Source organism: Malaciobacter pacificus (assembly GCF_004214795.1).
Classification (GTDB): domain Bacteria; phylum Campylobacterota; class Campylobacteria; order Campylobacterales; family Arcobacteraceae; genus Malaciobacter_A; species Malaciobacter_A pacificus.
Genome location: NZ_CP035928.1, coordinates 2,249,943 through 2,276,863 on the forward strand (window position 1 = coordinate 2,249,943; position 26,921 = coordinate 2,276,863).

Here is a 26,921-nt window from a genome sequence, read left to right on the forward strand (position 1 = left end):
AAATAGGCATTTGCCTATTTAACTCTTTTTAATTAAATTTCTTATTATTTGGATTGTTTTTAAATACATTCATAGAATTTGACTTTCTATTCTTATTAAATTTTTCTACTGTTGCAACAGGATTTAAAAACAGAATTGATTCATCTAAAATAACTTGAAAAACTGATTGTAGTGGAACTTTAACAATAGAACCAAAGTTTTCATTACCAAATCCTGCTTCAAATGTTATATACTCTTCATTTAATGCAATTGTTGAATATGTATAATTACTTAAAATAAATAATGGATATTTAGGAAGTTGAGTTTTAATCACATCAGGTAATTCAGGTTCAAATGTTATAGCATCAAAATTTCCAGTTATTGAAAACTCTTTATCATTTAATAATAAAAAATCCATAACCTCTTTTACTTGTTTAGAAACTAAATCTTTATAATCTTCATTTTCAATAATATCTTTAATCATAATTAATACCTATTTTAATTTTTTATTGATATTATATCGAATGAAACGAACTATTATCCTTATTTTTTTATTTGCTTTCACATTAAATGCCTATGAATTTAAACTAAATAAAAAAGATATAAAATATATTAATAAGTCTGTAAAGAAGCCTTTTATAGTTAATAGGTTAAAAAAATATGAAGAACTAAAAATAAAAGTTAAAGACTATAACTTAATTCGAAAATTATCACATATAAATTCTTTTGTTAATAAAATATTACCAGCCTATGACTTAGCAGAAAACTCATCAATTGATTATTGGGCAACACCTAAAGAGTTTTTAATTCAAGGCCATGGTGATTGTGAAGATTATGCAATAACAAAGTATTTTACACTTCTTGAACTAGGAATTCCAAAAGAAAAACTATATTTTGCTGTAGTTGATATAAAAGGTCAAAGAGATTCTCATATGGTACTTTTATACTTAGAAAATATAAAATCAACACCACTTGTATTAGATAATCTTAGCTTTAAAGTAATTCCCTTTACAAAAAGAAAAAAGTTAATTCCCAAGTTTGCATTCAATGAAATAGATTCTTATAGATTTAACCCTGAAGGTTTTACTAAAAAAGTTAGAATTAAATGGGGAAAAGAGAATAAATGGGAAAAACTTTTAAACAGAGTTTATGTTCTTAATGAATAATTTTCTATTACATCAAAATCAATCATTGCATTTAATAAAGCTATCTTTTCTGATTTTTTTAACATCTCAACTGTGATGTTTTTTTCTATTAAATTTTTTTCTTTAATCAACCTAGATTTTGTAGTACCTTCAAGTAAAGACTCTTTTGAAATATACCACTGATTTTCATAATACACAGCAATATTAGCTATTGAGGTATCAGTTACTACACCATTTTTAACAATAATGATTTCATCACAATCTTCTTTTAATTCAAATAATTCATCCAAACAAGTTCTATTTAAATACTTACTAGAATAATCTATACAATCATCATAAAGGATTTTAAAAGTCTCAATAACTCTTTTTTTATATGGATAAAAATCTACACTTAAAATACCTGATTCATCATAGATTAACTTACATCTTAAAAGTTCACTATTTGGAGGATAAATATACTCTTGTAAATTTAGATTTAATCCTATAGTTTTAGCTATTCTTCTTTCATGATACTCTAAATTAAAAATCTCAAAGTCTTCACATTTGATAGTTTCAAAATATTTTATACTCATTTTACTCTTTTTATTTTTTAAAGTATCATAACATAGGAAAGTTTATTTATTCACTATTTTTTTGCAAAAACCTTTGCAACTTCATTTGCATATTGTAATTGAGTTGTTATTCCTACACAAGAACAGTTTATTTCTGAGAGAATATATTTATCATTTCCATTTTCATCATAATCTAATATATAATCCATTGTCCAAAGAAGAGGATAATTCTGTCCTGCTAAGTAAGGCTTTAAATCTTTTAATCCTTCTATAGTTAAAGTAACTACATCTTTCCATTTTTCTTCATTTGGTGATTCATAGTTATATTTAGCTCCTGAAAATAAAGTAGCAGAAAAAGCCCCATCTTGTGGTTTTTTATGAACAACAGAAATTGGTTTATCATTTACTAGTAAAACTCTAATTTCACCTTCACTAATTCTTTCTAAATATCTACAACCAACAAAACCTGTTTTTCCTTGAAAATATTCAGCGTATTCATTATCTTCTTCAAAGTTTTTCTCAAATTTAGATATAAACTCATGAATATCATCATAATAGTATTTTTCATTATTAACAGCTTCAGTAGAGATAATTGAACCATCATCTTGCAATCTAACTAAATAAACACCCTCACCAGTTGAGCCATAATTTGTTTTTAAAACTCTAATTCCATACTTTTTTAAATCATTGGGAAACTTTGAAGCAAAATCTGAAAATTGATGGTAAAAATATGACTCTCTATCTCCAAGTTTTGTATCTTTTAATTTTGCTAGTATATCTTTAAAATCAAGATTAATCATAACATCTGGATGAGTATGCACTTCAATATCACTATCACTAAGTGCTTTTAAAAACTGGAAATATTCATCTACTTGTTTTAAATTCCCTGGATTAATTCTTGAAATGACAGCATGAGCATTTTTCTTTAAATACTCTAAAAGTTGATATTTTTTATTTGGTTTGAAAAAAACAATTTCTGTTTTAAAGTTTGTAGCATCGCAAATAGCATTTAATATAGGTTTAGTATCTGGCCTAAACCCATCAAAACCTTTATCACTTCCCTTTGAATACTCAATTATAAATATAGTATCTTTCTTATACATTTTACACCTTTAAAAAATTAGTGTAAAACTTTATGTTATTTTAGTTACAAAAAAGTTACTTATTTTTTAAAAAGGTAAATATACTTTATCAATGAGTTCTTGATACTCTAGTGATGCATCACTATCGCATGTAATTCCACCGCCACTTTTATAGTATTTATTGCCATCTGTATCTTCTTGAATAAATCTGATCATAACAGCACTATCTAAATTAGTTCCATCAAATACTCCAAAAACACCTGTATAAAAATCTCTCTCAAATCCTTCTATATTTTCAAGTATTTCAATAGTTTTTTTCTTTGGTGTTCCAGTTATTGAACCAGCTGGTAAAATAGAAGTTAATATATCCCCTATTTTTTCATTCCAATTTTCTTCTAAATGAGCTGATATTTTAGAGCTAACTTGTAAAAGCTTTTTATTTCCAGCATTAATTTTCTCACAATATCTAAACTTATTTACTCTAACTTTAGAACCAACTATTCCCAAATCATTTCTAAGTAAATCTACAACCATTGTATGTTCAGCCATCTCTTTTATATCACCTGAAATTTTAGCTGACGCATTTGGTAAGCTTGCATCAATAGTGCCTTTCATGGGATAAGTGTAAATCTTGTTTTTCTTTATTTGAATAAATCTCTCTGGGCTAAAACATACAAAATTATCATTTTCATTTTGATATCTTAATTTAAATTTTGCATGTGTTTTTTCATATATTTCATCAAGTGAATATTTAGTTTTTATTTTTGTTTGACTTGTTAGATTTAATAAGTAACTATTTCCATTTTTAATATGCTCTTGAATTACATCAAACTTCTTTTTATACTCTTCAAAAGAGATTGGAAATTTTTCAAGTTTTGATTTTTGGTTTGATTTTAAAGGTTCATGAAAATCAAGTTCATACTTTATATGTGAAGGAAGCTCACATAGTTTTTTTATATAAAACTTTGATAAATCATAGGATATCACAAATAAAAATGGCTCTTTGGCTGAGCCATAATTATTTAGGATCTCTTTTAAATTTTCTGTGTTCAAATTAACCTAATATTAGTTTTTTAAGAACTGCTGCTCTAATTGCAACACCATTTGTTACTTGCTCTAATACTTTATTTCTAGGGTCTTTTAACATTTCATCAGAAATATCTACATTCCTATTTACTGGTCCTGGATGTAATAATAAAATATTTCTATCACCCATCACTTCACTTGTAATACAAAAATCTTTTGCATACTCATTTAAAGATTCAAAATATACTTGATTATGTCTTTCTAGCTGTGTTCTTAAACTCATAATTACATCAAGTTCATCAATTACATCATTTAAACTTGTATAAGTTGCAAAATCATCACCTTCGTATCTAAAACACTCAGGACTTACAAAACATACTTCCATCCCAAATCTAGGAAGTAATCTTCTATTTGAACCTGCTACTCTTGAAGTTCTAACATCACCTACAATTGCAACTTTCTTACCATCAGTTTGACCTTCAAAATGATCATAAATAGTAAATAAATCAAGTAATGCTTGAGTTGGGTGGGCATGTTTACCATCACCTGCATTAATAATTGGACAATCTACAAATCCAGTTAAAGTTTCAGGTAATCCACACTCAGAATGTCTAATAATAATTGCATCAGGTTTCATTGCATTAATATTTGCAACTGTATCGAAAATAGTTTCACCCTTTGAAGTTGAAGATGTTCCAACATCAAGCGATACTACCTCAGCACCTAATCTTTTAGCTGCAATTTCAAATGAACTTCTAGTTCTTGTTGAATTTTCAAAAAACAAAGTTACTATAATTTTACCTTTTAAAATTTCATTTGGCTCAAATTTTAAATACTCTCTAGCGTCATCAAAAAGGCCTAAAATTTCCTCTTTAGAAAAGTCAGAAGTTCTAATCAAATGCTGCATTTTTTTCCTTTAATTTTAGTTTTGATTTTAGCAAAAAGGAGTTTAAAAATTTAAATTTCTGTATAATATATTTGATTATATTTTAGGATTTATTTATGAAGTTACAAATACCCTTTTTTTTACTAATATTTTTATTTTTTACAAAAACTATTTTTGCAAATGAAAATGCTCAAATTTCTTATATCAAAGATATAAAACCTATCTTAGATAATAGATGTGTAACATGTCACTCTTGCTATAACTCACCTTGTCAATTAAAGCTTTCTTCATTTGAAGGTTTAAAAAGAGGCGCAAACAAAGAATCTATTTATGAGAATAGATTAAAAGCCATTACTCCTAGTAGACTTTTTGTAGATGCTTTAAATGAAAAACAGTGGAGAGAGAAGAATTTCTATTCTGTTAGTGATACTCTAGAGGATTTACAAAGTTCAATTATGATTGAACTGTTAAAACAAAAACAAAATAATCCTTTAAATAAAGGAACCTATTCCCCTGAAACAGATGAATTATCTTGTATTCAAAATAAAAATGAGTTAAATGATTACTTAGAAGAAAAACCATATCATGGTATGCCTTACGGATTTCCAGTAATTTCACAAAAAGAGCATAATCTTTTGACTTCTTGGTTAAAACAAAAAGATTTAAATAGTGATGAAGAATTTGAAATACTAAAAAATGAAAAGGATATGATAGAAAGATTTGAAAATTTTTTTAATAATTCAAATATTAAAAATCAAGTAAGTGCTAGATATATATATGAACATCTTTTTTTAGCACATATCTCTTTTGATAAAAACAGTAATAACTTCTTTGAATTAGTTAGAGCTAAAAATAAAACTGGTCCTGTACAAATAATAGCAACAAGATTTCCATATGATAAAATTGAAGATGATTTCTATTATAGATTTAGACTTATAAAATCAACAATCGTTCATAAAACCCATATGGTTTATGAAATGAATGATGAAAAACTTAAAAGATACAATGAACTTTTTATAAAACCTAAATGGATTGAAAAACCATATATGCCTCCATATGATTCAAGAATTTCTACAAATGCACTAAAAACTTTTAAACAAATACCCTCAATTAGTAGATATCAATTTTTACTTGATGATATTCATTATGTAATTATGACTTATATTAGAGGTCCTGTTTGTAAAGGTCAAATTGCTCTAAATGTAATAAATGACCACTTTTGGGTTATGTTTATGGACCCAAAATATGACTTAGCTGTAAAAAATAAATACTATTTAGATGCAAATTTACATAATTTATCTATTCCAAATAAATATGGAGATAATCCAAATCTAATAGAGACATTTTCAGTTGTTGAAAATTATGAGCAAGCTGTTGAATACTATAAAAGCAAAAATGCTATATATAATGCATACTACAAAAATGGAATTCCATTTGAAGCTATTTGGAAAGGCAATCAAAAAGAACAAAATGATGCAATACTAACTATTTATAGACACTTTGATTCAGCATCAGTTCATAAAGGTGCATTGGGTGATATTCCAAGAACTCTTTGGCTTATTGATTTTCCACTATTAGAGAGACTTTACTATTCTTTAGTTGCAGGATTTGATGTATTTGGAAGTACACAGCATCAATTTTTAGTGCGAAAACATATGGATAGACTAAGAATTGAGGGAGAAACTAATTTTTTAGAGTTTTTACCAAAAGAGAGTAGAAAAGAGTATTTTAACTCTTGGTATAAAGGATGGATTGCTAGATACTTCACTTATTATGTTCCATCTAAAAACCAAACAAGTATTAATTATGAAACAACTAACTATAAAAAAGAATTTGTAAATAAAGTATTAAAATACACAAACACAGAATTAGACAAAATAAATTATATAAAAGAGGATTATCGGCCTTCAAATATATTAGAAAATTATGAAAATATAGATCAGATAAATGAAACATTAAAAATGTTAACTTTACCAAATAACTCAAAACTAATTCAAAACTATACAAATGATAAATCCAATTTGGCATATATAAAAATTGAGTTAAATGACGGAAATTCACTTATTTACTCAATGGTAATAAATAGATGGCATGATAATGTAGCACTTATGTTTGACGAGGAGGGAAGATTAGATGCTAAAAAAGATAGAATCAATTTTATTAAAGGTTTTATAGGATCTTACCCTAATATTTTTGTAGTAGTAAAACAAAATGAATTAAGTGATTTTTTTAATTTAATTTATGATTATCAAGATACAAAAGAGCATAAGAAAAGACTACTAAAATATGCAATAAATAGAGCAAATCCAAAGTTTTGGGATGTTTATGATTGGTTTACAAATGAGTTTAAAAAGCAAGATAAACTAAAATTTGGACTGTTTGATTTAAATAGATATTATGATAAAGCAATAAATGACTTAGATTAAATATATGATTAGATATAATCATTCATAAATTTTAAAAACTTTTAGGAAAATAGATGTTAGAGCAAATTGATAAAGATTATGTACTTCATACGTACGCAAGAAATTATGTGAATTTTAAAAAAGGTGTAAATGCAACACTTTTTGATGACCAAGACAAAGATTATATAGACTTTACTTCTGGAATTGCAGTAGTTAGTGTAGGTCATGGAAATAAAAGAGTTGCAGATAAGATTTATGAGCAAGTTTCAAATATAACTCATATTTCAAATTTATATGCAATTGAACCACAAGCAATGCTAGCTAAAAAACTTGCTGAATTATCAGGTTATGATATTAGAACATTTTTCTCAAATAGTGGTGCTGAAGCAAATGAAGGTGCTATTAAAATTGCTAGAAAATATGGAGAGACTAAATTTAAAAACAAAAAATATAAAGTTTTAACTTTAGAAAACTCTTTTCATGGAAGAACTATTACAACTGTAAAAGCAACTGGTCAAGAATCAATGCATGCATCACATTTTTCTCCTTATCCAGATGGATTTAGTTATAAAAATGCAATTAAAGATTTATATAGCTCAATTGATGATGAAACAGTTGCCGTTATGATTGAACTTGTTCAAGGTGAAGGTGGAGTTCAACCATTTGATAAACAAGAAGTTCAAGAATTAGCTAAATTTTTAAAAGAAAAAGAGATTTTATTAATCATTGATGAAGTTCAAACAGGTGTTTATAGAACAGGTGAATTCTTAGCTTCAAATTTATATGAAATTGAACCAGATATTATTACACTTGCAAAAGGTTTGGGTGGTGGTGTTCCTATTGGAGCAGTCCTAACTAAACATAAAGATATTTTTAGTCCAGGTGATCATGGTTCTACTTTTGGAGGTAACTATTTAGTAACAACTGCTGCACTTGAAGTTTTAAATATTCTTGAAGAGCATAAAGATGCAGGAACTTTAGATGAAACAATGATTTATTTTAATGATAAATTAAATGAAATATATAAAAATAATAGTGAGCTATTTACTCAAAATGTTGGTTTAGGATTAATCAAAGGACTTAGAGTAAAAGATGCTGATACACTAGCAGCAATAATAAAATCAGCATTTGAGTGTGGTGTCCTAGTTTTAAAAGCTGGGAAAAATACACTAAGACTTCTTCCTCCTCTAACTATTTCAAAAGAAGAGATGAATGAAGGATTTAAAAGGTTACAAAATGCACTTGACAAAATCAAGTAAAAAAACACTAGCTTTATTAACACTATTTGGTTCAGTAAATCTTTTTGCTGAACCTATAATTTATGATGATTCAATTTTATCAGACCCAAGAAAAAAAATAATTGAGCTTTCTAATGAACAAATAAAAGAAGACAGTTCTAAACTAAAAAAAGATTGGATTAATCCAATAACATATCAATATAAAAAAAATCTTGGGGAAGAGTTTAATACTGACCAATCTATAATTTCTATAAATCAACCTATTTTTCAAAGTGGTGGAATATATAAAGCAATTAAATATGCAGATTCTACTTATGATTATGCAAAACTTGAAATTGATCAGCAAAAAAAAGAGTTAATTAAAAATGCCGTTGAAATACTTTTTAATATCAAAAAAACAGATTTAAATATTCAAAAAGCTCAATTAACACTTCAAAATGCGAAAATAGATGTTAATAGAAAAAAAGAGCAAGTACTAAATGGTTTTTTAGATGCTTCATACTTAGATAATGCACTTTTGACATTAAATACTACAAAACATACTCTTGTTGATTTAAAATATCAAAAAGAGAATTTAATAAATAACTTTAACTCAATTTCATCAAAAGAGTATATAAACTTTGAATTGCCAATTTTTAAAATGTTTTCAAAAGAAGAGTTTTTAAAGAATAATATTGAAATTAAAAAAGCAAAAGCAGACATAGAAAAAAAAGGTAATTATTCTTTTATGACTATGGCTAAATATCTACCAAGTGTAAATGCATACTATAATTATTCAAAATATCATGATACAGATAATCAAAATATAAAAGAAAATAGCGAAACTTACGGTTTAACAATTAATGTACCACTTGATAGTAGAACTTTTAATGACATCCAAAGTAAAAAAATTGATTACTTAAAATCAAAATTAAGTTTAGAAACAACTATTACTGATGAAAAAAACTTTTTCAAAACTAATTTACAAAAATTAGATATGATAGAAGAAAGAATAAAAATTACAAATGAAGATATAGAGGTTTATGACTCTATTTTATCAATTATAAAAGAAGAAAAAGAGGCTGAACTTAAAACGCAAAGTGATTTAGATACGCTACAAAACTCTGCAAAAATAAAGAAATTTGATAAAGAGATTTATCAAATAGACAAACAACTAACACTACTTGAAATGTATGTAAAACTTCATTAAGAAGTTTTACATCATTTTTTACTTAGCACTGAAATTTAAATAATACTCAATCTCTGATGGAGTTAAAATTTTAATTGTATTTGTACTTCCAGGCATTCCAACTGGATAACCAACAGTTGCAATATATAATCCATTTTTATTTAATAGTGCTTTTTTATCAAGCTCTTTTAACATCTTTTGAAACATTTTAGAAGCTTGAGACTCTTTAATAATTGCAATTGGTTCAACTCCCCAAATTGCATTTAGTCCATTTAGTACTCTTTTTTTATGAGTAAAGGCTAAAATTGGAGTTTTGGGTCTATATCTTGACATCTTAAACGCAGATTTTCCTGAGCTTGTAAGAGCTAAAATCCCATCAGCCCCTAAATCATCTGCTAAACTTGTAACTGCTGATTGAATTTTATCAAACTCATCTAAATGCTCAAATCGTGTTTGTTTTCCGTAGTTATACATATCTTCAGTTTTTGCAATAATATTACTCATAGTTGTAACTACATTTATTGGGTCAACCCCTACTGCACTCTCTTCACTAAGCATAACGACATCAGTTCCATCTAATACTGCATTAGCAACATCAGAAATTTCAGCTCTTGTTGCTCTTTCATTTTGTGTCATTGATAAAAGCATTTGAGTTGCAGTAATTACAGGCATTCCTACGCTATTTGCTTTTTTGATTAACATTTTTTGAATTGTTGGAACATCATAATAAGGAACTTCAATTCCTAAATCACCTCTTGCAACCATAAGTCCATCACTTGATTCAATAATCTCATCAATATTTTCAACTGCATCGAATTTTTCGATCTTTGCAATTAATTTACCACTATAATCACCTAATAAATTTCTTGCTCTTTGCATATCTTTTGCATTTTGCACAAATGAAATAGCAAAATAATCTACTTTATTTTCAACACCCCAAGCAATATCTTTTTCATCTTTTTTAGTAATTACATCAATATCAATTACAGTATTTGGAAAATTCACTCCTTTTTTAGATGATAAAATACCATGGTTTTCAATCTGTGCTTTAACCTCATCTTCTGTTTCAATTACTCTTGCTCTAATTGTTCCATCATATAAATAGATATATTCACCTACTTTTATTTTGTCTAAAATATCAGGATAATTAATAGATACTACATACTTTTTATCAGCTTCTTTGTATCCTACAATTTCATCTTTTAGAAATGTAATTATATCTCCTCTTAATAATTCAAAAGGTTCCTTTAAATCTCCAATTCTAACCTTTGGTCCTGAGATATCTTGTAATACTCCAACAGTTGTATTAAGATTCTTCATAGCAGTTCTAATATTATTTAATACTTTTAAGTGATCTTCATGACTACCATGTGAAAAGTTTAATCTAAACATATTTGCACCAGCTTTTATAAGTCCTTCAATTACTTCAACACTATGGCTTGCTGGCCCTAAAGTTGCTAATATTTTTGTTCTTTTTTCCATAGTTTCTCCTTTTTAAATGGTAATAATTATATCACAAATCTATTACATAGTAGTTACTAAACCTGTACAACTTTTATTTCACAATTGTTATGTTAAAATAATTCATAAAATTTTTAAAGGATAAAAATGAAATTATTCAATTATAAAACAGCCATTTCTTCAGTTGCAATTGCTGCAATGCTAACTGGATGTGCAGGAACTACGGGTAACCAAACTATTGATGATAACCAAAGAGCTATTATTGGGGCAACTGTTGGTGCTCTTGCTGGTGTAGTTTTAGGTAATAACATTGGTGGAGGAAGTAAAAGTAGAAATAAAGTGATTGGTGCAGTTGCAGGTGCAGCAATTGGTGGAGCAATTGGTTATAGTATGGATAAACAAGCAAAAGAAGTAGCTGATAGTTTAAATACTAATGTAAATAATAATCCAAATGCAGCACTTGACCCAAATGCAGATTTAATTGTTTCAAATACAGATACGTACGTAAAAATTATGTTTAGAGATGATATGATGTTTCAAACAAATTCAGCAACACCAACACCAAGTGCTCAAGCTAAAATTGCAAAAATTAATTCTGTTTTACAAAAATATCCAAATACTTTAGTTCAAGTTGTAGGACATACAGATAATAGAGGAAGCCATTCATATAATGCAAATTTATCAGAACAAAGAGCATCAAATGTAGGAAATATAATCTACTCAAGTGGAGTTCAAAACCAAATCTTCTCAAAAGGGTGTTCTTTTGATAAACCAGTAGCTCCAAATAACAATGCAACAAATATGGCATTAAACAGAAGAGTTGAAGTATATTTATACCCTAATCAACAATCTGTAATTGATGTTTGTAAATAAATAGATTTTTTCTATTTATTTACATCACTTTTGATACAATCCATTTATGAAAAGATTTAATAAATATTTTAATGAATGGCTGTACGAAAGTGATGGCTACTACTCTAACTATAAACAAATAGGTAAAAATGGAGACTTCTTTACATCTGTTTCTACTTCATCATTTTTTGGTGGAGCAATTGCAAAAAAAATCATAAAAACTATAGAAGATGGCTTTTTACCAACAAACACAACTTTAGTTGAAGTTGGTGCTCACCATGGATATTTATTTGCAGATATTATTCAGTTTATTTATACTCTAAAACCACAACTTTTAGAAACACTAAACTTTGCAATAGTTGAAAGATATGAAAAACTACAAACACAACAAAAAAACTATTTAGAAGAGTCTTTTGGTGATATAATAAATTTAAAACACTACAATGATATAAATGAAGTAAAATTAGAAAATGCATTTGTAGTTGCAAATGAAATTTTTGATGCTTTTGATTGTGATTTAGTTTATACTAATAATAAAAATGAACTTCAAATTGCATTTGTTGATAATCATAAAATAAAATTTGAAAAATGTGAAGATATAGAGATTATAAAACATTGTGAAAAGTACTCTATTACAAAAGGAGAGGTTGCACTTTCTTATAAATCTTTTGTAGATACTTTATGTGAAAACATCAAAAAGTTCGAATTTCTAACTTTTGATTATGGTGATAGATACCCAAGAAATGATTTTAGCACAAGGGTTTATGAAAAGCACAATGTCTATCCTATTTTTGAAGAAGACTTAGATTTAGAAAAATTATATAAAAAAAGTGATATAACTTATGATGTTCATTTTAATTATCTAAGTGATTGTTTCAAACAGACACAAAAAGAAAACATAGAAGTAAAATTTGACACTCAATTAAAAGCCTTAGTTGATTTTGGTATAATTGAACTTTTAGAGATACTAAAAGCTAATGTTAGTGAAGATGTTTATTTAAAAGAGACTCAAAAGGTAAAAGTACTACTTGAACCAACTGGCATGGGTGATAGATTTAAAATATTAAATGTAAGAAAATATTAAAAAGGAATATTGTGACAATAATTGTAAATGGTGAAACAAAAGATTTTAATGAAAATTCGACACTACAAAATATCATAACTGATTTACAAATTGAAGATAAAGTAATGGCAGCTGCTGTTAATATGAATATTGTAAAAAAAGATGATTGGAATAATTTTACTCCAAAAGAAAATGATAAAATTGAACTATTACAATTTGTTGGTGGTGGGTGATTGAATACTAAACAAAAAGGTGATGAGGCTGAAAATAAAGCCATATCTTTTTTGGAAGATACTAGTTTTAAAATAATTGAACAAAACTACTACGCAAAAAAACTTGGAGAGATAGATATAATCGCAATAAAAGATAATATCTATCACTTCATTGAAGTAAAATCTGCAAGTGATTATGAAACTGCAATTAATAATATTACACACTCAAAACTCTCAAAAATCAAAAGAAGTTTAGACTACTATATTCAAACAAAAAAAATTACAAATGCTTATTGCATAGATGTAATTATTGTAATTGAAAATGATATAGAGTTCTTAGAGAATATAACTCTTTAATCTTTTAGCAAATAATAAAGCAATAACTCCAATAAAAACCATAAACGCAGTTAAGTATAAGGTATAGTCGTATGAACCAAACTTTTGTGTTAGATATACAGCATAAAGAGGTGCAGTAACTTGCCCTATTCCATAAGCAGTGGTTAAAGCTCCCATTAATACAACAGGGTTTTTATATGCAATTTTTCCACCAAAATTCATAAAAAGTGCGACAAGTCCAACAAATGTCACACCATATAAAATACCACTTAAAAGGCTTGCTATAAGTGAAGTGAATATTGTAGGAATAAGTATTCCAATAACTTGTAAGCTCATTGCAATAATTATAATATTTACACTTCCATATTTATGAGCTAACCTCATCCAAATAATTGATGAAGGAATTCCAGCTAATCCAACAGCAAGCCATGATAAAGCAGCATAATCTTCCATTCCTTCAATTGATTTTATAATTGTCGGTAAAAATGTTCCTTGAATTACAAAACCAATGCCTTCAGTGAAATATGCAAAAATTAGAAGTATTACAAAAGGAGTGAATAAAGAAGTATCAAATGGATGTTTTTCATTTTTTGTTTTAACATCTTTATCAAAAGATAAAATATATAAAGGATAAAAAGCTAATAAACTACCAACTACACTTAAAACTATCCAAGAAGTTTGCCAATTAAAACTATCTAAGATATATCTACTTATTAAATCACTACTTGCTAAAGCTATTCCTATTCCCATAAAATAAAGTCCCATAGCTTTTGTTTTATTTTCATAATTTAACTTAACCATTACAATAGCTGCACCAACAACAAGTAACATAGCACTTGCAAATCCAGCAATTAGTCTTGAAATAAGCCATATAGTTTCATTTGTAGTAATACCTAAAATAATTGTTGTTAAAATACAAAAAACAACACCAAATCTAAAAAGATTTACTTTTGTTTGAAAACTTTTTATAAAGATTGAAAAAATAGCTCCGCTTAAATATCCAACATAATTAATAGAAGCTAAAATCCCTGAAAACGTTAATGTTAATACTTGATTATCTAACATATTAGGAAGTAGTGTTGTATATGCAAATCGAGCAATTCCAACCCCAATAAATAGTTTTATAATACCTGCTAATATAATATTAAAATTTGAATTTTTATCAAAAAAGTTATGCATAAACATCCTATTTTTATCATATTATATTCTGTTTTCTGGATATTTATACTTAAAAATAGTAAAATAAGAGTAAGAGGTGAAGGTCGCAAAAAAAACACCTCTTACTATTATCGACTTGTATATAAAATTAGTAGAGGTTAATTATAATCTCTCATAGTAGCAAAAGACTAGCAATAATTGGAAATTACAAAATTTACCTCACATTTATTAAAAAATAGATACAATATGTAAATACTTATGGAGATTTTTTTGTATTTAAAAGAACTTTCATCAATTAAAAAATCCAATCGTTTCAGAACTAGAGATCTACATGACACAAATCTAATTGATCTTGCATCAAATGATTATTTAGGATTATCTGCAAATAAAAAAATTTTTGAAAATGCTTATAATAGGGTCTTAAAAGAGAAATATCATGGACCTAAAGCATCTATGCTTGTAAATGGATACTCAACTATTCATAAAATTTTTGAAGATAGATTATGTGAAGTCAACAATTTTGAAGCAGCAATAACTGTTGGTTCAGGTTTTTTAGCAAATATATCTATGATTGAAGCATTAATCAGAAAAAATGACACTCTTTTTATTGATGAAGAGTATCATGCAAGTGGAATACTAGCTACTAAACTTTTAAAATCTGAACAAGTTATTATTTTCAATCATAATGACTTTAAAGACTTAGAAGAAAAACTAAATAATAATTGTAGAAAAGGAAGAAATATAATTGCTATTGAAGGTGTATATTCTATGGGTGGTGATTTAGCACCTATTGAGATATTTAAAATAGCAGAAAAAACAAACTCATTATTAATAGTTGATGAAGCTCATAGTTCTGGTGTTATTGGAGAAAACTTATTAGGTATTTTTGATTTATATAAAATTACCCCAACAATAAACCATATAAAAATGGGAACATTAGGCAAAGCTTATGGTTCATATGGAGCATATATATTAGCTTCAAAAGAGATAATAGATTTTTTAACAAATAGAGCTAAACCTATCATATATTCAACTGCACCATCACTTTTTGATACTGCACTTGGATTAGAATCATTAAACTTTATTCAAGAAAATAAAGAAGATTTAAAAAAGAGAATTGAAGAAAATTTAAAAGTTATTGATGAGGTATTAAATATTAAATCACAAAGTCTTATTATTCCAATAAAAATTGGAGATAATAAAAAAGTTAAAGATATACAAACTATTTTAAAAGAGAATGGGTTTTTAGTTGGAGCAATTAGACAACCAACTGTAAAAGAAGCAATTATTAGACTTATTGCAAAAATTGATGTGGATTTAGAAAATCTAAATAATGTATGTAAAATATTAAAAGAGTTAAATAAATGTTAATAAATGATTTAATAAAAGGAAATAAAAAATTTAGAGAAGTAAGTTTTCCTAAATTTGAAGGTGATGTAAAAGATTTAGTTGAGAATGGTCAAAAACCTGAAATACTTTTTATTGGATGTTCAGATAGTAGAGTTACACCTGATTTAATGCTTGATACAAAGCCAGGGGACATGTTTATATTAAGAAATGTTGGTAATTTTGTTCCACCTTATAATCTAGACAATGATTATCATGGAACTTCAGCTGTTATTGAATATGCAGTAAATGTACTTGGAGTAAAACATATCATTGTTTGTGGTCATTCACACTGTGGAGCTTGTAAAAGTTTATATACAGACTTAAGTAATACTCCTGAACTTGCTCAAGTTAATAAATGGCTTGAACTAGGGAAAAGAGCAAAAGAGTATACACTTCTAGCAATTAGAGATAAATCTGATATGGAAAAATTATATAGAACAACAGAAAGAATCTCTATTGTTCATCAAATGGAAAACCTACTTACTTTTCCATATATTGAAAAAAAAGTTAAAAATGGTGAACTACAAATTCATGGTTGGTATTACAGAATTGAAGATGGTAATATTGAATATTATGATGGTGAAAAATGTTCATTTGAAACACTAAAGGAAGATTAGATATGAGTTATGAAGTTAGAAAATTACCTAAGAAAACTGTTATTATAATTGTTGTTATGTCATTTATTGCTATTATTTCATTTGTTTTTTTACAAACAATGAAAGAGCAAAAATTAAGTGAAATTATTGCTACTTTAGGTCATAAAAACGTAGAAAACATGGAAGTAATAAATAAATTAAGTGTAGAAGATAAAGAAACAAGATATAAAAGTAAAGTTTTTAAAGTTAGATTTTTTGACAAAGATTTAAATAAAACATGTATAGGATTCATACATATTGGAAGAAATAACCACTATACTAAAGATTTAGATTGTAAATAAGATAGGATAATTATGAGTATAATAGAAAAACTAGAAAATAGTGAAAGATTAAATTATGAGGATGCAATTAAACTTTATGATTTAGACCTTTTCACTTTAGCACACTATGCAAACAAAATTAGAGAAGAAAGACACGGTAAAAAAACCTATTTTAATATAAATAGACACATTAATCCAACAAACATATGTAAAGATGTTTGTCAATTTTGCGCCTATAGTGCAAGTAGAAAAAATCCACACCAATACACAATGAGCCATGAAGAGATTTTAGAAGTTGTAAAAAACTCTTCAAAAAATGATATAAAAGAGGTTCATATAGTATCAGCTCACAATCCAAATACAGGATTACAATGGTATATGGATGTGTTTAAAAAGATTAAAGAGAATTTCCCTTCTATTCATGTAAAAGCTTTAACAGCAGCTGAAATTCACTTCTTAAGTACAGAATATAATTTAACTTATCAAGAAATTATTAATATGATGATTAGCCATGGAATTGATTCAATGCCAGGTGGAGGGGCTGAAATTTTTGATGAAAAAGTACGAAAAAAAATCTGTGGAGGAAAAGTTACATCACAACAATGGCTAGAGATACATAAACTTTGGCATAAAGCAGGTAAACAAAGTAATGCAACTATGCTATTTGGACATGTTGAATCTCCTGAACATAGAATTGACCACATGATAAGACTTAGAGACCTACAAGATGAGACAGGTGGTTTTAATGCATTTATTCCATTAGTTTATCAAACTGAAAACAACTACTTAAAAGTAAAAGCACCCATTACTGGACAAGAAGTATTAAAAACATATGCAATTGCTAGAATTGTTTTAGATAATATTCCAAATATTAAAGCATACTGGGCAACTTCAACTGTTAAATTAGCTTTAATTGCTCAAGAGTTTGGTTCAAATGATGTTGATGGAACAATTGAAAAAGAGTCTATTCAAAGTGCAGCAGGGGCTGGAAGTGCAAAAGGTGTTGCATTAAAAGAGTTTGTTGATTTAATTAAAAGTGCTGGATTTACACCTGTTGAAAGAGATTCTGTTTATAATGAATTAAAAACTTGGTAAATCAAGTTTTTAATTCTCTTAAAATTACTTAGGTTGATTAAATACTAAATTAAACTCAACTTCTAATCCATTAATAGTTTTTATCATACTAATTGGATACATAACATGAATTGAATATAACTCATTATTAAGCATATCCAATAAATTGTAAAAATCATTAGGTGTTTTAACTATCATATTAACTAGATAATAAAACTTAGTTATATCACCATTATTACTAGATTTGAATTTTATAATCGTATCTTCTGGTAATAAAATTTTTAGTTGTTCTGTAACTCTTAATATTGGGAAAAATTCATCTTTTATATAACTTTGAGTATTTTGTTTATAATTAATATCTTTTAATTCTATTTTTTCTTTAGAACTAATAACTGCTTCGATATTAACTTTTTTTTCTTTACTTTCAATCTCTATTTGAGTATCTTCGTATAATTCATCTAAGTTAGGTTTTAATGATGTTATAAAAGTATCTGTTTTAAGCAATTTAGCTTTTAATACTAGTGAATCTTCATCAATTACAAATTCATTTAAAACTACATCATACGGTATTGAATCTAAAACTGATTTAACTCTTTTTGAAATTTTATCATTTAAGTTTATATGATCTGGTAACTTTATACTCTTATTTTTAACTGTAGCTTCTTTATTATTTTCAATATTTGTATTTTCAAAATTAGTGTAAAGTTTAAACACAGCAAAAAATGCTATTGCAAAAAATAGAACAATAAATATGTTTGTGTAATTAGTTCTTTTCTTTTTCTTTCTAGGTTTTACAAAACTTTTCTTTTGATGTTTATCTTTTGAAAGTTCAAATACTTCTTCATCTATATTTATTGGATGATAATTAAGTTCTAAAAGTAACTCATCTTTCAAATTCTTAATTTGATCATCACTTAACTGTTTTAATGTGTAAAGAATAGTAATTTTTTCAATAAAGTTATCTGATTTTTTCTCATAAAAAGCACTAAGTGTATTTTGAATAATTTGAGATAACTCTAAATAGTAAATTTCATCAAAAAGTTTTTGTCCTTCAATATCATCTTCATAAAAATGAGTTTTCTTTATTGATTCAAATGTTGGTAAATCTTCAATCTTATGATATACAATAGAACCTTCATTATTTAAAATTAAAATAAAAGCTTTATTATTAAATAAAAACACAAGTATTTCATCTTTTGAAATATTTTGTTCTAAATGTAAATTCATAATATGAAATGCAGAATAGATATAATCAATTCCAGTTTTTTCAAAAAAGTTTTTTGTCTCAAATAATGTTGTTTTTAAAACTGCAATATCAAATTGATCATTAAAACTTGCAATTTCACAATCTTTTAATTTTCCAGATTTCTCTTTTGGAACTAGTTTTGTTGTATCACTTATAAGTAAAGTTGAAATATAAGTCTCATCAACTTGATTTTGAGAAGCATTTAGTTTTAATGCAATGTCTAAAGGTAAAATATCATCATTTACTAAAAATACTGAGTTGTTTGTTTCAACGATATCATTTTCACTTAGTTTTTTATAATCTAATTTTAGTTGAGTATCGTATTTAATTGCATTAATATATAAAGACTCTTTTGCAAACATACCTATTTATCCTATTTTTTATGGCATAGAATGAATTAACATTTTATCCTTGATAATTTTTTTTGCTTCTTCAATTTCAATACCTTTTATATCAAAAGGTTCACTAATATAAAAATCTATTCTACCAAAAGGTTTTGGCAAAATAAACTTATCCCAAGAATTAAATTGCCAAAACTTTGTTGGCACCGCATTGAAACATACAACTTTAGCATCACTTTTTTGAGCTAAAGCTACAATTCCATCTGCAACAGAATATCTAGGACCTCTTGGACCATCAGGAGTTATAGCTAAATCATTTCCTGACTTTAACTCTTTTAAAGCACTAATTAATACTTTAGCAGCACCTTTTGAAGATGAACCTCTAACTGCTCCTATTTTAAAATTTGAAACAAGTTTAGCAATAATTTCACCATCTTTATTATGGCTAATCATCGCTTTTACAACTCCATTTTGTCTAAAATTAAAATAGTTATATGGCTGAGACATTAAATCCCCATGCCACATACAAATAATAATAGGTTTACCATCATTTTTTGGATGATGATAAACTTTTTTATTAGTAGCATAAATTATTTTAACTAAATAATAAAGTAAATTTGGTAAAACATTTAATTTAAAATACCTAAGCATTATAAAACAACTTCACCTTTTAATGCTGTTCTAGTTACATCAGTAATTTTAACATCTACAAACTGACCAAGTAACTCATCACTTCCCTTTGCAAAAACTTGTAAATAGTTATCTGTATAACCTGAAACCTCACCATTTGGTTTTAAACTTTCAACTAATACATTTACTGTACTACCAATTAGTTTTGGCATAGACTCTTCTAAATATCTTTTATGTAACTCAATTAACTCAATTAATCTTGCACTTCCAATTTCATCAGGAATCTCTTTATCAGCTAAATTTAAAGCTTCAGTACCAGGTCTTGGAGAATACTTGAAGTTAAATATCTGGTCAAATTTAACTTGATTTACAACATCTAAAGTATCTTCAAAATCCTCTTGTGTTTCCCCTGGGAATGCAACAATAATATCTGTTGTAATTCTAAGATTTGGAACAAGTTCTCTCATCTTAGCAGCTCTATTTAAAAACCACTCTTTTGTATATCCTCTTTTCATAGCTCTTAAAACTTCAGTTGAACCACTTTGTAAAGGCATATGAATACATCTAGAGATTTTCTCATTTCTTGCAAACTCTTCGATAAACTCATCATCCATATGTAAAGGATGAGGAGATGTAAATCTAATTCTTTTTAGACCTTCAATTTTAGAAACATCTTGTAAAAGTTTTGTAAATGTATATTTTTCTCTTCCATCAGAAAATCTTCTACCATAAGAGTTTACATTTTGTCCTAAAAGCATAACTTCTACTGCACCTTGGTCAACTGATTTTTGAACCTGGTCAACAATCATTTCAGGTGGAATAGAAATCTCATCACCTCTAGTACTTGGAACAATACAGTATGTACATTTCTTATCACAACCAATAGAAATATTTACACTTGCTCTGTATTTATTTGTTTTTGCTGTTGCAAATTCGTAAGTTGACTCATCATTATCAATTGCAATTTCAACAGAACCTTTTACATCAACCACATCTTTGATTTTTGATATATTTCTTGCACCTACAACAAAATCAACGTAAGGTGCTCTTTTAATAATATCTTTTCCAAGATGACTTGCTGTACATCCACAAACACCAATTTTTGCACCCTCTTTTTTCTTTTTATTAAATTGACCAATTTCTGAAAAAAGTTTTTGAACTGGCTTTTCTCTTACTGAACATGTATTAATGATGATTAAATCAGCATCTTCCATATTTTGGGTAGGAGTATAACCTTTATGTTTTTCAAGCTCTGCTTGAATATGCTGACTGTCAGTGTCATTCATCTGACAACCAAGTGTTTGAATAAATAGTTTTTTATTTGAACTCATATCTCTCGCTTTTTAATATTAAAGTGCATGAACCTCATACATATATTCATCATCAGCTAAACCATATTTAACTTCTCTAAAGTACACGTTGTACCCATCTTCTTCTAATGCATCAACTAATGCCATCATATCTTTATGAGAATTATCTCTGTCAAAATAGAAGATTTTATCACCTAGCTCTTTTAACTCTTCTTTGATTTTATCTAATTGCACTTTTTTTGGTTTTTCGTTTAACTCATTTCTTGCAAATAATAATTCCATTCATAACGCCTTTGTTTTTTTAATAATTAGTCTAATATATTATCTAAAAATTACTTTTATTTGTATAAAAGGGATATTTGGATATAATATATCTCTATATTACATTGAAATCACAAATAAACAATTCAATGTCAACAAACAAAGGTTATTAATGGATAAGATTATAGATATATTAGATTCAATTGCATATGAAAAAGGTCTTCAAATAGAAGATGTTGAAAATGCACTAAAGGAAGCTTTAATTAAAACAGCACTAAAAATGGTGGATGATTCACTAGTTTTTGATGCAAATATCGATAGGGAAAATAAAAAATTAGAACTATTCCAAAAAATTGAAGTAGTTGAAGAGGATGATAAAAGATTATCAGGTGAAGAACTAGACAAGTATGAAAATGTAATTAATCCTGAAAACTTTATTACTCTAAGTGAAGCAAAAGAGATAGATCCTACTTTAGAAATTGGTGATTTTATGAACTATGATCTTGAGTTTGAAAATATGGGAAGAAATGCTGCAACAATTCTTCATAATAATTTTGAATATAAAATTCAAAGGTTTATTGAAGAGAACCTTTTAGCAAAATATAAAAATAAAATTGGAAAAACTGTAGCGGGTACTGTTACAAGAATTGATAGGTCAGAAAATACATTTATTGAAATTGGTGAAATCAAAGGTATACTGCAGCGAAAAAGTAGAATCAAAGGTGAAAGCTTTAGAGTTGGTGATACTGTAAAAGCTGTAGTAAAAGGTGTAAATATTGATAAAACAAATGGTTTAATCATTGAAATATCTAGAACTTCTCCAAAATTTTTAGAAAACCTTTTAACACTTGAAGTACCTGAATTAAAAGATGAAAAAGTTTCTATTGAAGCAAGTGCAAGAATTCCAGGGACTAGAGCAAAGATTGCTTTAACTACAATTGATCCTCAAATTGATCCAATTGGTGCAGTTGTTGGAGTAAAGGGGGTTAGAATTTCTGCTGTTTCATCTCAATTAAATGGAGAAAATATTGATTGTGTTGAATATTCATCTGTTCCAGAAATGTTTGTTGCAAGAGCATTATCTCCTGCGATTATCAACTCAGTTAAAATTGAACAAGCGCCTGAAGGAAACGAAAAAGGTAAAGCAATTGTTACAATTCCAAGTGATCAAAAATCAAAAGCAATTGGAAAAGCTGGTTTAAATATTAGATTAGCTTCAATGCTTACAAAATATGATATTGAATTAGTTGAAATTGAAGGAACAGCTCCAAGTGCAAACCCAATGACTAACAATACTCAAGAAGAAAAAACTACAGATACTGCATCACTTGAAGCACTATTTAAATAAGAAGAGAAGATGAGCAAATTACAATTTTTTGACTCAGTAAAAAAACAAAAGGTTCTATTTGAACCTTTAGTTGAAAATCAAGTAAAAGTATATGTTTGTGGTCCTACAGTTTATGATGATTCACACTTAGGTCATGCAAGAAGTGCTATTGCTTTTGATTTACTTCATAGAGTTTTAAAAGCTAATAATTATGAAGTTACTATGGTTAAAAATTTTACTGATATAGATGATAAGATAATTAATAAATTAGCTACCTTTAAATTTTCTAAGCCAGGATATACAAAAGACAAGAAAATTTTAAAAAGAATGGATACTTTAAATTTACAAAACCCTAATATTCTTAAATTAACGCATAACTATATAAGAAAATATCGAAGAGAAATGTCAGAACTTAATGTACTACCAAATACAAAAACACCAAAAGCATTAGACAATCTTGAAGCAATGAAAGACATGATTAATAACCTAATGTCTAAAGATATTGCCTATAAAACAAGTGATGGCGTATATTTTGATACTTCAAAAGACTCTAATTATGGAGAAATTTCACACAAAGCAAGTGATGAAAACTCACAAGCTAGGATTGAAGTAAATAGTGAGAAAAGAAATCCATCTGATTTTGCACTATGGAAATATGCAAAAGAACAAGATGTAAGTTTTGAAGCTCCATTTGGTCTAGGTCGTCCTGGTTGGCATATTGAGTGTTCTGCTATGATTGATAAACATTTAGCATACAAAGATACTCCTTATCAAATTGATATTCATGGAGGAGGAGCTGATTTACAATTTCCACACCATGAAAATGAAGCAGCACAAACTAGATGTTCAGCTTCTAATCAAGAGTTGGCAAAATATTGGATTCACAATGGTTTTGTAACAATTGATGGAGAAAAGATGAGTAAATCTTTAGGTAACTCATTTTTCTTAAAAGATATTTTAAAATCATACAGTGGTGAAGTTGTAAGATTTTATCTTTTAACAGCTCATTATAGAACTGATTTTAACTTCAATGAAGAAGACCTACTTTCATCTAAAAAAAGACTTGATAAACTTTACAGAGTTAAAAAAAGAGTTTATGGTGGTGGTAAAAGTGCAATTAATAAAGAGTTCAAAGATAATTTATTAGCTGCTTTAAATGATGATTTAAATAGTTCAAAAGCCCTTGCAGTTATTGATGAATTAATAAATAATGCAAATGATAAGCTTGATGCAAATCCTAAAGATAAAGCTTTCAAAAAAGAACTTGTAGCTAACCTAGAGTTCATTCAATATATTTTAGGAATTGGAACAAATGATGCTTATGAATACTTCCAGTTTGGAATTGATGACTCAATGAAAATTCAAATTGAAGAACTAATTGAAAAAAGAAATGAAGCTAAAAAAGCTAAAGATTTTGAAACTGCAGATAAAGTTAGAGATGAACTAACAGCCCTTAATATATCAGTTATGGATACACCAAATGGTGTTGTTTGGGAAAAGAAATAAAGTCTATTTTTATTAGACTTTATTTTAAACTACTAATTAATTTTCTTTATTTATCATCTTAATATAATCTTTTTTTTATATAATGAGTATAAAATCATATAAATAAAGGATTATTATTGACCAGTAAGTTAAATAAAACTGTTTTTCTGACCTCTTCGGCTTTAATTATACTCTTAGCATTATTTGCCTCAATTTTCCCCCAAGTTGCTGACACTTTTTTTAAAAATCTTCAAGCTGTTATTGTTGAAAATGGTAGTTGGTTTTATGTATTATCTGTTGCAATTATTTTAATAACTGTTGCCTTTCTAGCTTTTTCTAAATATGGAGATATTAAACTAGGACCCGATCATTCTACTTCTGATTATTCGAACCTTTCATGGTTTGCAATGTTGTTTTCAGCTGGAATGGGTATTGGTTTAATGTTTTTTGGTGTAGCAGAACCTGTTATGCACTTTTTAAGTCCACCTGTTGGTGAGGGGAATAGTGTTGAATCAGCTAGGGAAGCAATGAGAATTACATTCTTTCACTGGGGATTACATGCTTGGGCTATATATGCAATTGTAGCTATTATATTAGCTTTTTTTAGTTATCGTCATAATCTTCCATTAACATTAAGATCTGCACTTTATCCAATAATAGGAGATAAAATTTATGGCCCAATTGGACATGCAGTTGATATTTTTGCAGTAATTGGTACTCTTTTTGGTGTTGCAACATCTTTAGGTTATGGAGTTTTACAAGTAAATACAGGGCTTAATTATTTATGGGATGTTCCAGTTAATCCAACAACACAAGTTATACTTATACTTGTTATAACTGCACTTGCTACACTTTCTGTTACAACAGGTCTAGATAAAGGTATAAAAAGATTATCTGAGACAAATCTAATTCTTGCAGTAGGATTTATGCTATTTATTTTAATAGTTGGACCGACAGTATTTTTACTTCAAGCATATGTTCAAAATATTGGTTCTTATGCATCTAATATTTTAAGTAGTACTTTTAATCTATTTGCTTATGAAAAAACTGATTGGATTGGTGGTTGGACAATCCTTTATTGGGCATGGTGGATTTCTTGGTCACCTTTTGTTGGACTATTTATTGCAAGAATTTCAAGGGGTAGAACTATTAGAGAATTTACACTTGGAGTATTATTAGTACCTACTGGATTTACACTAATGTGGATGACTTTTTTTGGAAATTCTGCAATTAATTTAATTTTGGCAGATGGAATTACTCAGCTTGGAACTACCGTATCAAATGATGTTACTGTTGCACTTTTTGCTTTTTTAGAAAACTTCCCATTTAGTGGTGTCACTTCTGTTATTGCTACAATTATGGTTATTGTATTCTTTGTAACTTCTTCAGATTCAGGTTCTATGGTAATTGATATGCTTTGTTCAAACGGTAATGATAACACTCCAATTTGGCAAAGGGTTTATTGGGCAGCAGGAGAAGGTATTGTTGCTTCTATTTTAATACTTGCAGGAGGTTTAGCTGCACTTCAAACTATGACAATTGCCAGTGCCTTACCATTTAGTTTAGTTCTACTTGTTGCAACCTATGGACTTATTAAAGCTTTACGATTGGATATTGCAAAAAAAGAAAGCTTACAATACTCTACAACACTTGGATCTTCTACATCAAATCCTGAAGATTGGGATAAAAGATTAAACAATATTGTAAATTATCCCACAAAGAAAAATGTTAGAAGATTCTTAGAAAAAGTTGCAAAACCTGCACTTGAAGATGTTGCAAATGTTTTAAGAAAAAATGAGTTTGATGTAGAAGTAACATTAAATGATACACATGACAAGTTAACTTTAGTAGTTAATCTTGGAGAAGAATCAAACTTCGGTGAAAATAAAAACTTTTTATATCAAGTGAAAAATATCTCTAGAATTAAACCTGCATTTGTTTATGATGAAAAAAATGAAGAGGATAGATCAGAAGATGAGTTATATTATTGTGCAATTGTACATCTAATTGAGGGTGGACAAGATTATGATATTATGGGTTGGAGTAAAGATGGAATTAGAAATGATGTAGTTGACCAATATGAAAAACATATGCACTACATGCATTTAATCAATTAAGTAAAAGAAGGTTTTTCTCCTTCTTTTATTTCATCTGCTCAATTAGTTTTGGCATCATAATTGCAATATCTTTAAAGTCATATTCAAAGCTTTTAACTACTAAATCATACAATTTATTATCTCTATATTTTTTATGCCATTTCTCTTCTTTTGAAGCATAAACATTATAATACTCAAATCTAAGTTTCAGTGCCTCTTTTAATAACTCATTTTGCATATATACTCTTTTTTTGAAATAAAAAAAGGGAGAGCAATTGCCCTCC

The 26,921-nt window shown here is 27.4% G+C and carries 27 protein-coding genes; 15 read left to right on the top strand and 12 right to left on the bottom strand.

The annotated features are described in order from the left end of the window. Nucleotides 1-28: 28 nt before the first annotated feature. The gene (locus tag APAC_RS11320; protein ID WP_130234207.1) at nucleotides 29-463 is read right to left on the bottom strand and encodes a hypothetical protein; all 435 of its coding nucleotides are present in this window, start codon (nucleotides 461-463) and stop codon (nucleotides 29-31) included. 40 nt (nucleotides 464-503) lie between these two features. On the opposite strand from APAC_RS11320, the gene APAC_RS11325 reads away from it, so the two are divergent. Next, on the top strand, nucleotides 504-1,145 hold the full coding sequence (locus APAC_RS11325; protein WP_130234208.1) for a transglutaminase-like cysteine peptidase: 642 nt from the start codon (nucleotides 504-506) through the stop codon (nucleotides 1,143-1,145). Here APAC_RS11325 and APAC_RS11330 read toward each other — a convergent pair. The 4 genes from APAC_RS11330 to APAC_RS11345 form a co-directional block, all read right to left on the bottom strand. Next, nucleotides 1,127-1,696 carry an aminotransferase class IV gene (locus APAC_RS11330; protein WP_130234209.1) on the bottom strand — a complete coding sequence of 190 codons (570 nt, stop codon included), beginning with the start codon at nucleotides 1,694-1,696 and terminating at the stop codon, nucleotides 1,127-1,129. The genes APAC_RS11325 and APAC_RS11330 overlap by 19 nt on opposite strands. A gap of 53 nt (nucleotides 1,697-1,749) precedes the next feature. Continuing rightward, nucleotides 1,750-2,778, bottom strand: coding sequence for a Cj0069 family protein (locus APAC_RS11335; protein WP_130234210.1), 1,029 nt, complete (start codon nucleotides 2,776-2,778; stop codon nucleotides 1,750-1,752). Nucleotides 2,779-2,844: 66 nt separating this feature from the next. Then, nucleotides 2,845-3,810 carry an aminodeoxychorismate synthase component I gene (locus APAC_RS11340; RefSeq protein WP_130234211.1) on the bottom strand — a complete coding sequence of 322 codons (966 nt, stop codon included), beginning with the start codon at nucleotides 3,808-3,810 and terminating at the stop codon, nucleotides 2,845-2,847. A gap of 1 nt (nucleotide 3,811) precedes the next feature. Then, the gene (locus APAC_RS11345) at nucleotides 3,812-4,690 is read right to left on the bottom strand and encodes an aspartate carbamoyltransferase catalytic subunit (protein ID WP_130234212.1); all 879 of its coding nucleotides are present in this window, start codon (nucleotides 4,688-4,690) and stop codon (nucleotides 3,812-3,814) included. Nucleotides 4,691-4,785: 95 nt separating this feature from the next. Between APAC_RS11345 and APAC_RS11350 the strand changes: the two genes are divergently transcribed. From APAC_RS11350 to APAC_RS11360, 3 genes are read left to right on the top strand one after another with little or no spacing between them, the layout of a single operon-like run. Beyond that, the gene (locus APAC_RS11350) at nucleotides 4,786-7,095 is read left to right on the top strand and encodes a fatty acid cis/trans isomerase (RefSeq protein ID WP_130234213.1); all 2,310 of its coding nucleotides are present in this window, start codon (nucleotides 4,786-4,788) and stop codon (nucleotides 7,093-7,095) included. A 53-nt stretch (nucleotides 7,096-7,148) separates the two neighbouring features. Then, nucleotides 7,149-8,333 carry an aspartate aminotransferase family protein gene (locus APAC_RS11355; RefSeq protein WP_130234214.1) on the top strand — a complete coding sequence of 395 codons (1,185 nt, stop codon included), beginning with the start codon at nucleotides 7,149-7,151 and terminating at the stop codon, nucleotides 8,331-8,333. Continuing rightward, entirely contained in the window at nucleotides 8,311-9,501 is a 1,191-nt protein-coding gene (locus tag APAC_RS11360) for a TolC family protein (protein WP_170170163.1), read from the top strand. Before APAC_RS11355 ends, APAC_RS11360 begins: the two co-directional genes overlap by 23 nt. 18 nt (nucleotides 9,502-9,519) lie before the next feature. Here the strand turns inward: APAC_RS11360 and pyk are convergent, their stop codons facing one another. After that, entirely contained in the window at nucleotides 9,520-10,962 is a 1,443-nt protein-coding gene (gene pyk / locus APAC_RS11365) for a pyruvate kinase (protein ID WP_130234215.1), read from the bottom strand. Between the two features lie 126 nt (nucleotides 10,963-11,088). Between pyk and APAC_RS11370 the strand changes: the two genes are divergently transcribed. Genes APAC_RS11370 through APAC_RS11385 form a run of 4 tightly spaced genes read left to right on the top strand, consistent with a single transcriptional unit; the run spans nucleotide 11,089 to nucleotide 13,425 of the window. Further along, nucleotides 11,089-11,814, top strand: coding sequence for an OmpA family protein (locus APAC_RS11370; RefSeq protein ID WP_130234216.1), 726 nt, complete (start codon nucleotides 11,089-11,091; stop codon nucleotides 11,812-11,814). 46 nt (nucleotides 11,815-11,860) lie between these two features. Continuing rightward, the gene (locus APAC_RS11375; protein ID WP_130234217.1) at nucleotides 11,861-12,877 is read left to right on the top strand and encodes an SAM-dependent methyltransferase; all 1,017 of its coding nucleotides are present in this window, start codon (nucleotides 11,861-11,863) and stop codon (nucleotides 12,875-12,877) included. Nucleotides 12,878-12,888: 11 nt separating this feature from the next. Further along, on the top strand, nucleotides 12,889-13,089 hold the full coding sequence (gene thiS / locus APAC_RS11380; RefSeq protein WP_130234218.1) for a sulfur carrier protein ThiS: 201 nt from the start codon (nucleotides 12,889-12,891) through the stop codon (nucleotides 13,087-13,089). After that, complete coding sequence (locus tag APAC_RS11385) at nucleotides 13,090-13,425, top strand: YraN family protein (protein WP_130234219.1); 336 nt, start codon at nucleotides 13,090-13,092, stop codon at nucleotides 13,423-13,425. Here the strand turns inward: APAC_RS11385 and APAC_RS11390 are convergent. Further along, the gene (locus APAC_RS11390) at nucleotides 13,405-14,583 is read right to left on the bottom strand and encodes a YbfB/YjiJ family MFS transporter (protein WP_130234220.1); all 1,179 of its coding nucleotides are present in this window, start codon (nucleotides 14,581-14,583) and stop codon (nucleotides 13,405-13,407) included. The two genes, APAC_RS11385 and APAC_RS11390, sit on opposite strands and share 21 nt — an antisense overlap. Nucleotides 14,584-14,832: 249 nt before the next feature. Here APAC_RS11390 and APAC_RS11395 point away from each other — a divergent pair, with 249 nt between their 5' ends. Genes APAC_RS11395 through mqnE form a run of 4 tightly spaced genes read left to right on the top strand, consistent with a single transcriptional unit; the run spans nucleotide 14,833 to nucleotide 17,962 of the window. Further along, the gene (locus APAC_RS11395; RefSeq protein WP_188353763.1) at nucleotides 14,833-15,933 is read left to right on the top strand and encodes an aminotransferase class I/II-fold pyridoxal phosphate-dependent enzyme; all 1,101 of its coding nucleotides are present in this window, start codon (nucleotides 14,833-14,835) and stop codon (nucleotides 15,931-15,933) included. After that, on the top strand, nucleotides 15,927-16,568 hold the full coding sequence (locus tag APAC_RS11400; RefSeq protein WP_130234222.1) for a carbonic anhydrase: 642 nt from the start codon (nucleotides 15,927-15,929) through the stop codon (nucleotides 16,566-16,568). The genes APAC_RS11395 and APAC_RS11400 overlap by 7 nt, the downstream gene beginning before the upstream one ends. Before the next feature lie 2 nt (nucleotides 16,569-16,570). Further along, nucleotides 16,571-16,888 (top strand): hypothetical protein, encoded by a 318-nt coding sequence (locus APAC_RS11405; protein WP_130234223.1) that lies wholly within the window; start codon nucleotides 16,571-16,573, stop codon nucleotides 16,886-16,888. A 12-nt stretch (nucleotides 16,889-16,900) separates the two neighbouring features. Beyond that, nucleotides 16,901-17,962: an aminofutalosine synthase MqnE gene (gene mqnE / locus APAC_RS11410; protein WP_130234224.1), complete on the top strand. Its 1,062-nt coding sequence runs from the start codon at nucleotides 16,901-16,903 to the stop codon at nucleotides 17,960-17,962. Between the two features lie 24 nt (nucleotides 17,963-17,986). Here mqnE and APAC_RS11415 read toward each other — a convergent pair whose 3' ends face one another. From APAC_RS11415 to APAC_RS11430, 4 genes are read right to left on the bottom strand one after another with little or no spacing between them, the layout of a single operon-like run. Then, entirely contained in the window at nucleotides 17,987-19,549 is a 1,563-nt protein-coding gene (locus APAC_RS11415) for a hypothetical protein (RefSeq protein ID WP_130234225.1), read from the bottom strand. 18 nt (nucleotides 19,550-19,567) lie between these two features. Next, nucleotides 19,568-20,179 carry a lysophospholipid acyltransferase family protein gene (locus tag APAC_RS11420; protein WP_130234226.1) on the bottom strand — a complete coding sequence of 204 codons (612 nt, stop codon included), beginning with the start codon at nucleotides 20,177-20,179 and terminating at the stop codon, nucleotides 19,568-19,570. Further along, the gene (miaB, locus tag APAC_RS11425) at nucleotides 20,179-21,489 is read right to left on the bottom strand and encodes a tRNA (N6-isopentenyl adenosine(37)-C2)-methylthiotransferase MiaB (RefSeq protein ID WP_130234227.1); all 1,311 of its coding nucleotides are present in this window, start codon (nucleotides 21,487-21,489) and stop codon (nucleotides 20,179-20,181) included. Before miaB ends, APAC_RS11420 begins: the two co-directional genes overlap by 1 nt. An 18-nt stretch (nucleotides 21,490-21,507) precedes the next feature. Then, the gene (locus APAC_RS11430; RefSeq protein WP_130234228.1) at nucleotides 21,508-21,750 is read right to left on the bottom strand and encodes an HP0268 family nuclease; all 243 of its coding nucleotides are present in this window, start codon (nucleotides 21,748-21,750) and stop codon (nucleotides 21,508-21,510) included. 151 nt (nucleotides 21,751-21,901) lie between these two features. Here APAC_RS11430 and nusA point away from each other — a divergent pair, with 151 nt between their 5' ends. The 3 genes from nusA to APAC_RS11445 all read left to right on the top strand — a co-directional run bounded on the left by nusA (nucleotide 21,902) and on the right by APAC_RS11445 (nucleotide 26,658). Next, complete coding sequence (gene nusA / locus APAC_RS11435; protein ID WP_130234229.1) at nucleotides 21,902-23,077, top strand: transcription termination factor NusA; 1,176 nt, start codon at nucleotides 21,902-21,904, stop codon at nucleotides 23,075-23,077. Nucleotides 23,078-23,086: 9 nt separating this feature from the next. Continuing rightward, a complete protein-coding gene (cysS, locus tag APAC_RS11440) occupies nucleotides 23,087-24,562 on the top strand; it encodes a cysteine--tRNA ligase (RefSeq protein ID WP_130234230.1) in 1,476 nt (491 codons plus the stop codon). A gap of 116 nt (nucleotides 24,563-24,678) precedes the next feature. Continuing rightward, on the top strand, nucleotides 24,679-26,658 hold the full coding sequence (locus APAC_RS11445; RefSeq protein WP_196781790.1) for a BCCT family transporter: 1,980 nt from the start codon (nucleotides 24,679-24,681) through the stop codon (nucleotides 26,656-26,658). A 25-nt stretch (nucleotides 26,659-26,683) separates the two neighbouring features. Here APAC_RS11445 and APAC_RS11450 read toward each other — a convergent pair whose 3' ends face one another. After that, on the bottom strand, nucleotides 26,684-26,875 hold the full coding sequence (locus tag APAC_RS11450; RefSeq protein WP_130234232.1) for a hypothetical protein: 192 nt from the start codon (nucleotides 26,873-26,875) through the stop codon (nucleotides 26,684-26,686). Nucleotides 26,876-26,921 lie beyond the last annotated feature (46 nt).

Bases quoted from the DNA above. Each gene is read 5' to 3' on its own strand.
- pyk (WP_130234215.1), bottom strand. From the start codon at position 10,962: ATGGAAAAAAGAACAAAAATATTAGCAACTTTAGGGCCAGCAAGCCAT.
- APAC_RS11360 (WP_170170163.1), top strand. From the start codon at position 8,311: ATGCACTTGACAAAATCAAGTAAAAAAACACTAGCTTTATTAACACTA.
- APAC_RS11450 (WP_130234232.1), bottom strand. From the start codon at position 26,875: ATGCAAAATGAGTTATTAAAAGAGGCACTGAAACTTAGATTTGAGTAT.
- APAC_RS11375 (WP_130234217.1), top strand. From the start codon at position 11,861: ATGAAAAGATTTAATAAATATTTTAATGAATGGCTGTACGAAAGTGAT.
- APAC_RS11335 (WP_130234210.1), bottom strand. From the start codon at position 2,778: ATGTATAAGAAAGATACTATATTTATAATTGAGTATTCAAAGGGAAGT.
- APAC_RS11370 (WP_130234216.1), top strand. From the start codon at position 11,089: ATGAAATTATTCAATTATAAAACAGCCATTTCTTCAGTTGCAATTGCT.
- APAC_RS11390 (WP_130234220.1), bottom strand. From the start codon at position 14,583: ATGCATAACTTTTTTGATAAAAATTCAAATTTTAATATTATATTAGCA.
- APAC_RS11355 (WP_130234214.1), top strand. From the start codon at position 7,149: ATGTTAGAGCAAATTGATAAAGATTATGTACTTCATACGTACGCAAGA.
- APAC_RS11325 (WP_130234208.1), top strand. From the start codon at position 504: ATGAAACGAACTATTATCCTTATTTTTTTATTTGCTTTCACATTAAAT.
- APAC_RS11420 (WP_130234226.1), bottom strand. From the start codon at position 20,179: ATGCTTAGGTATTTTAAATTAAATGTTTTACCAAATTTACTTTATTAT.
- cysS (WP_130234230.1), top strand. From the start codon at position 23,087: ATGAGCAAATTACAATTTTTTGACTCAGTAAAAAAACAAAAGGTTCTA.
- APAC_RS11350 (WP_130234213.1), top strand. From the start codon at position 4,786: ATGAAGTTACAAATACCCTTTTTTTTACTAATATTTTTATTTTTTACA.
- APAC_RS11320 (WP_130234207.1), bottom strand. From the start codon at position 463: ATGATTAAAGATATTATTGAAAATGAAGATTATAAAGATTTAGTTTCT.
- APAC_RS11415 (WP_130234225.1), bottom strand. From the start codon at position 19,549: ATGTTTGCAAAAGAGTCTTTATATATTAATGCAATTAAATACGATACT.
- APAC_RS11405 (WP_130234223.1), top strand. From the start codon at position 16,571: ATGAGTTATGAAGTTAGAAAATTACCTAAGAAAACTGTTATTATAATT.
- APAC_RS11430 (WP_130234228.1), bottom strand. From the start codon at position 21,750: ATGGAATTATTATTTGCAAGAAATGAGTTAAACGAAAAACCAAAAAAA.
- APAC_RS11400 (WP_130234222.1), top strand. From the start codon at position 15,927: ATGTTAATAAATGATTTAATAAAAGGAAATAAAAAATTTAGAGAAGTA.
- nusA (WP_130234229.1), top strand. From the start codon at position 21,902: ATGGATAAGATTATAGATATATTAGATTCAATTGCATATGAAAAAGGT.
- mqnE (WP_130234224.1), top strand. From the start codon at position 16,901: ATGAGTATAATAGAAAAACTAGAAAATAGTGAAAGATTAAATTATGAG.
- miaB (WP_130234227.1), bottom strand. From the start codon at position 21,489: ATGAGTTCAAATAAAAAACTATTTATTCAAACACTTGGTTGTCAGATG.
- APAC_RS11330 (WP_130234209.1), bottom strand. From the start codon at position 1,696: ATGAGTATAAAATATTTTGAAACTATCAAATGTGAAGACTTTGAGATT.
- APAC_RS11345 (WP_130234212.1), bottom strand. From the start codon at position 4,690: ATGCAGCATTTGATTAGAACTTCTGACTTTTCTAAAGAGGAAATTTTA.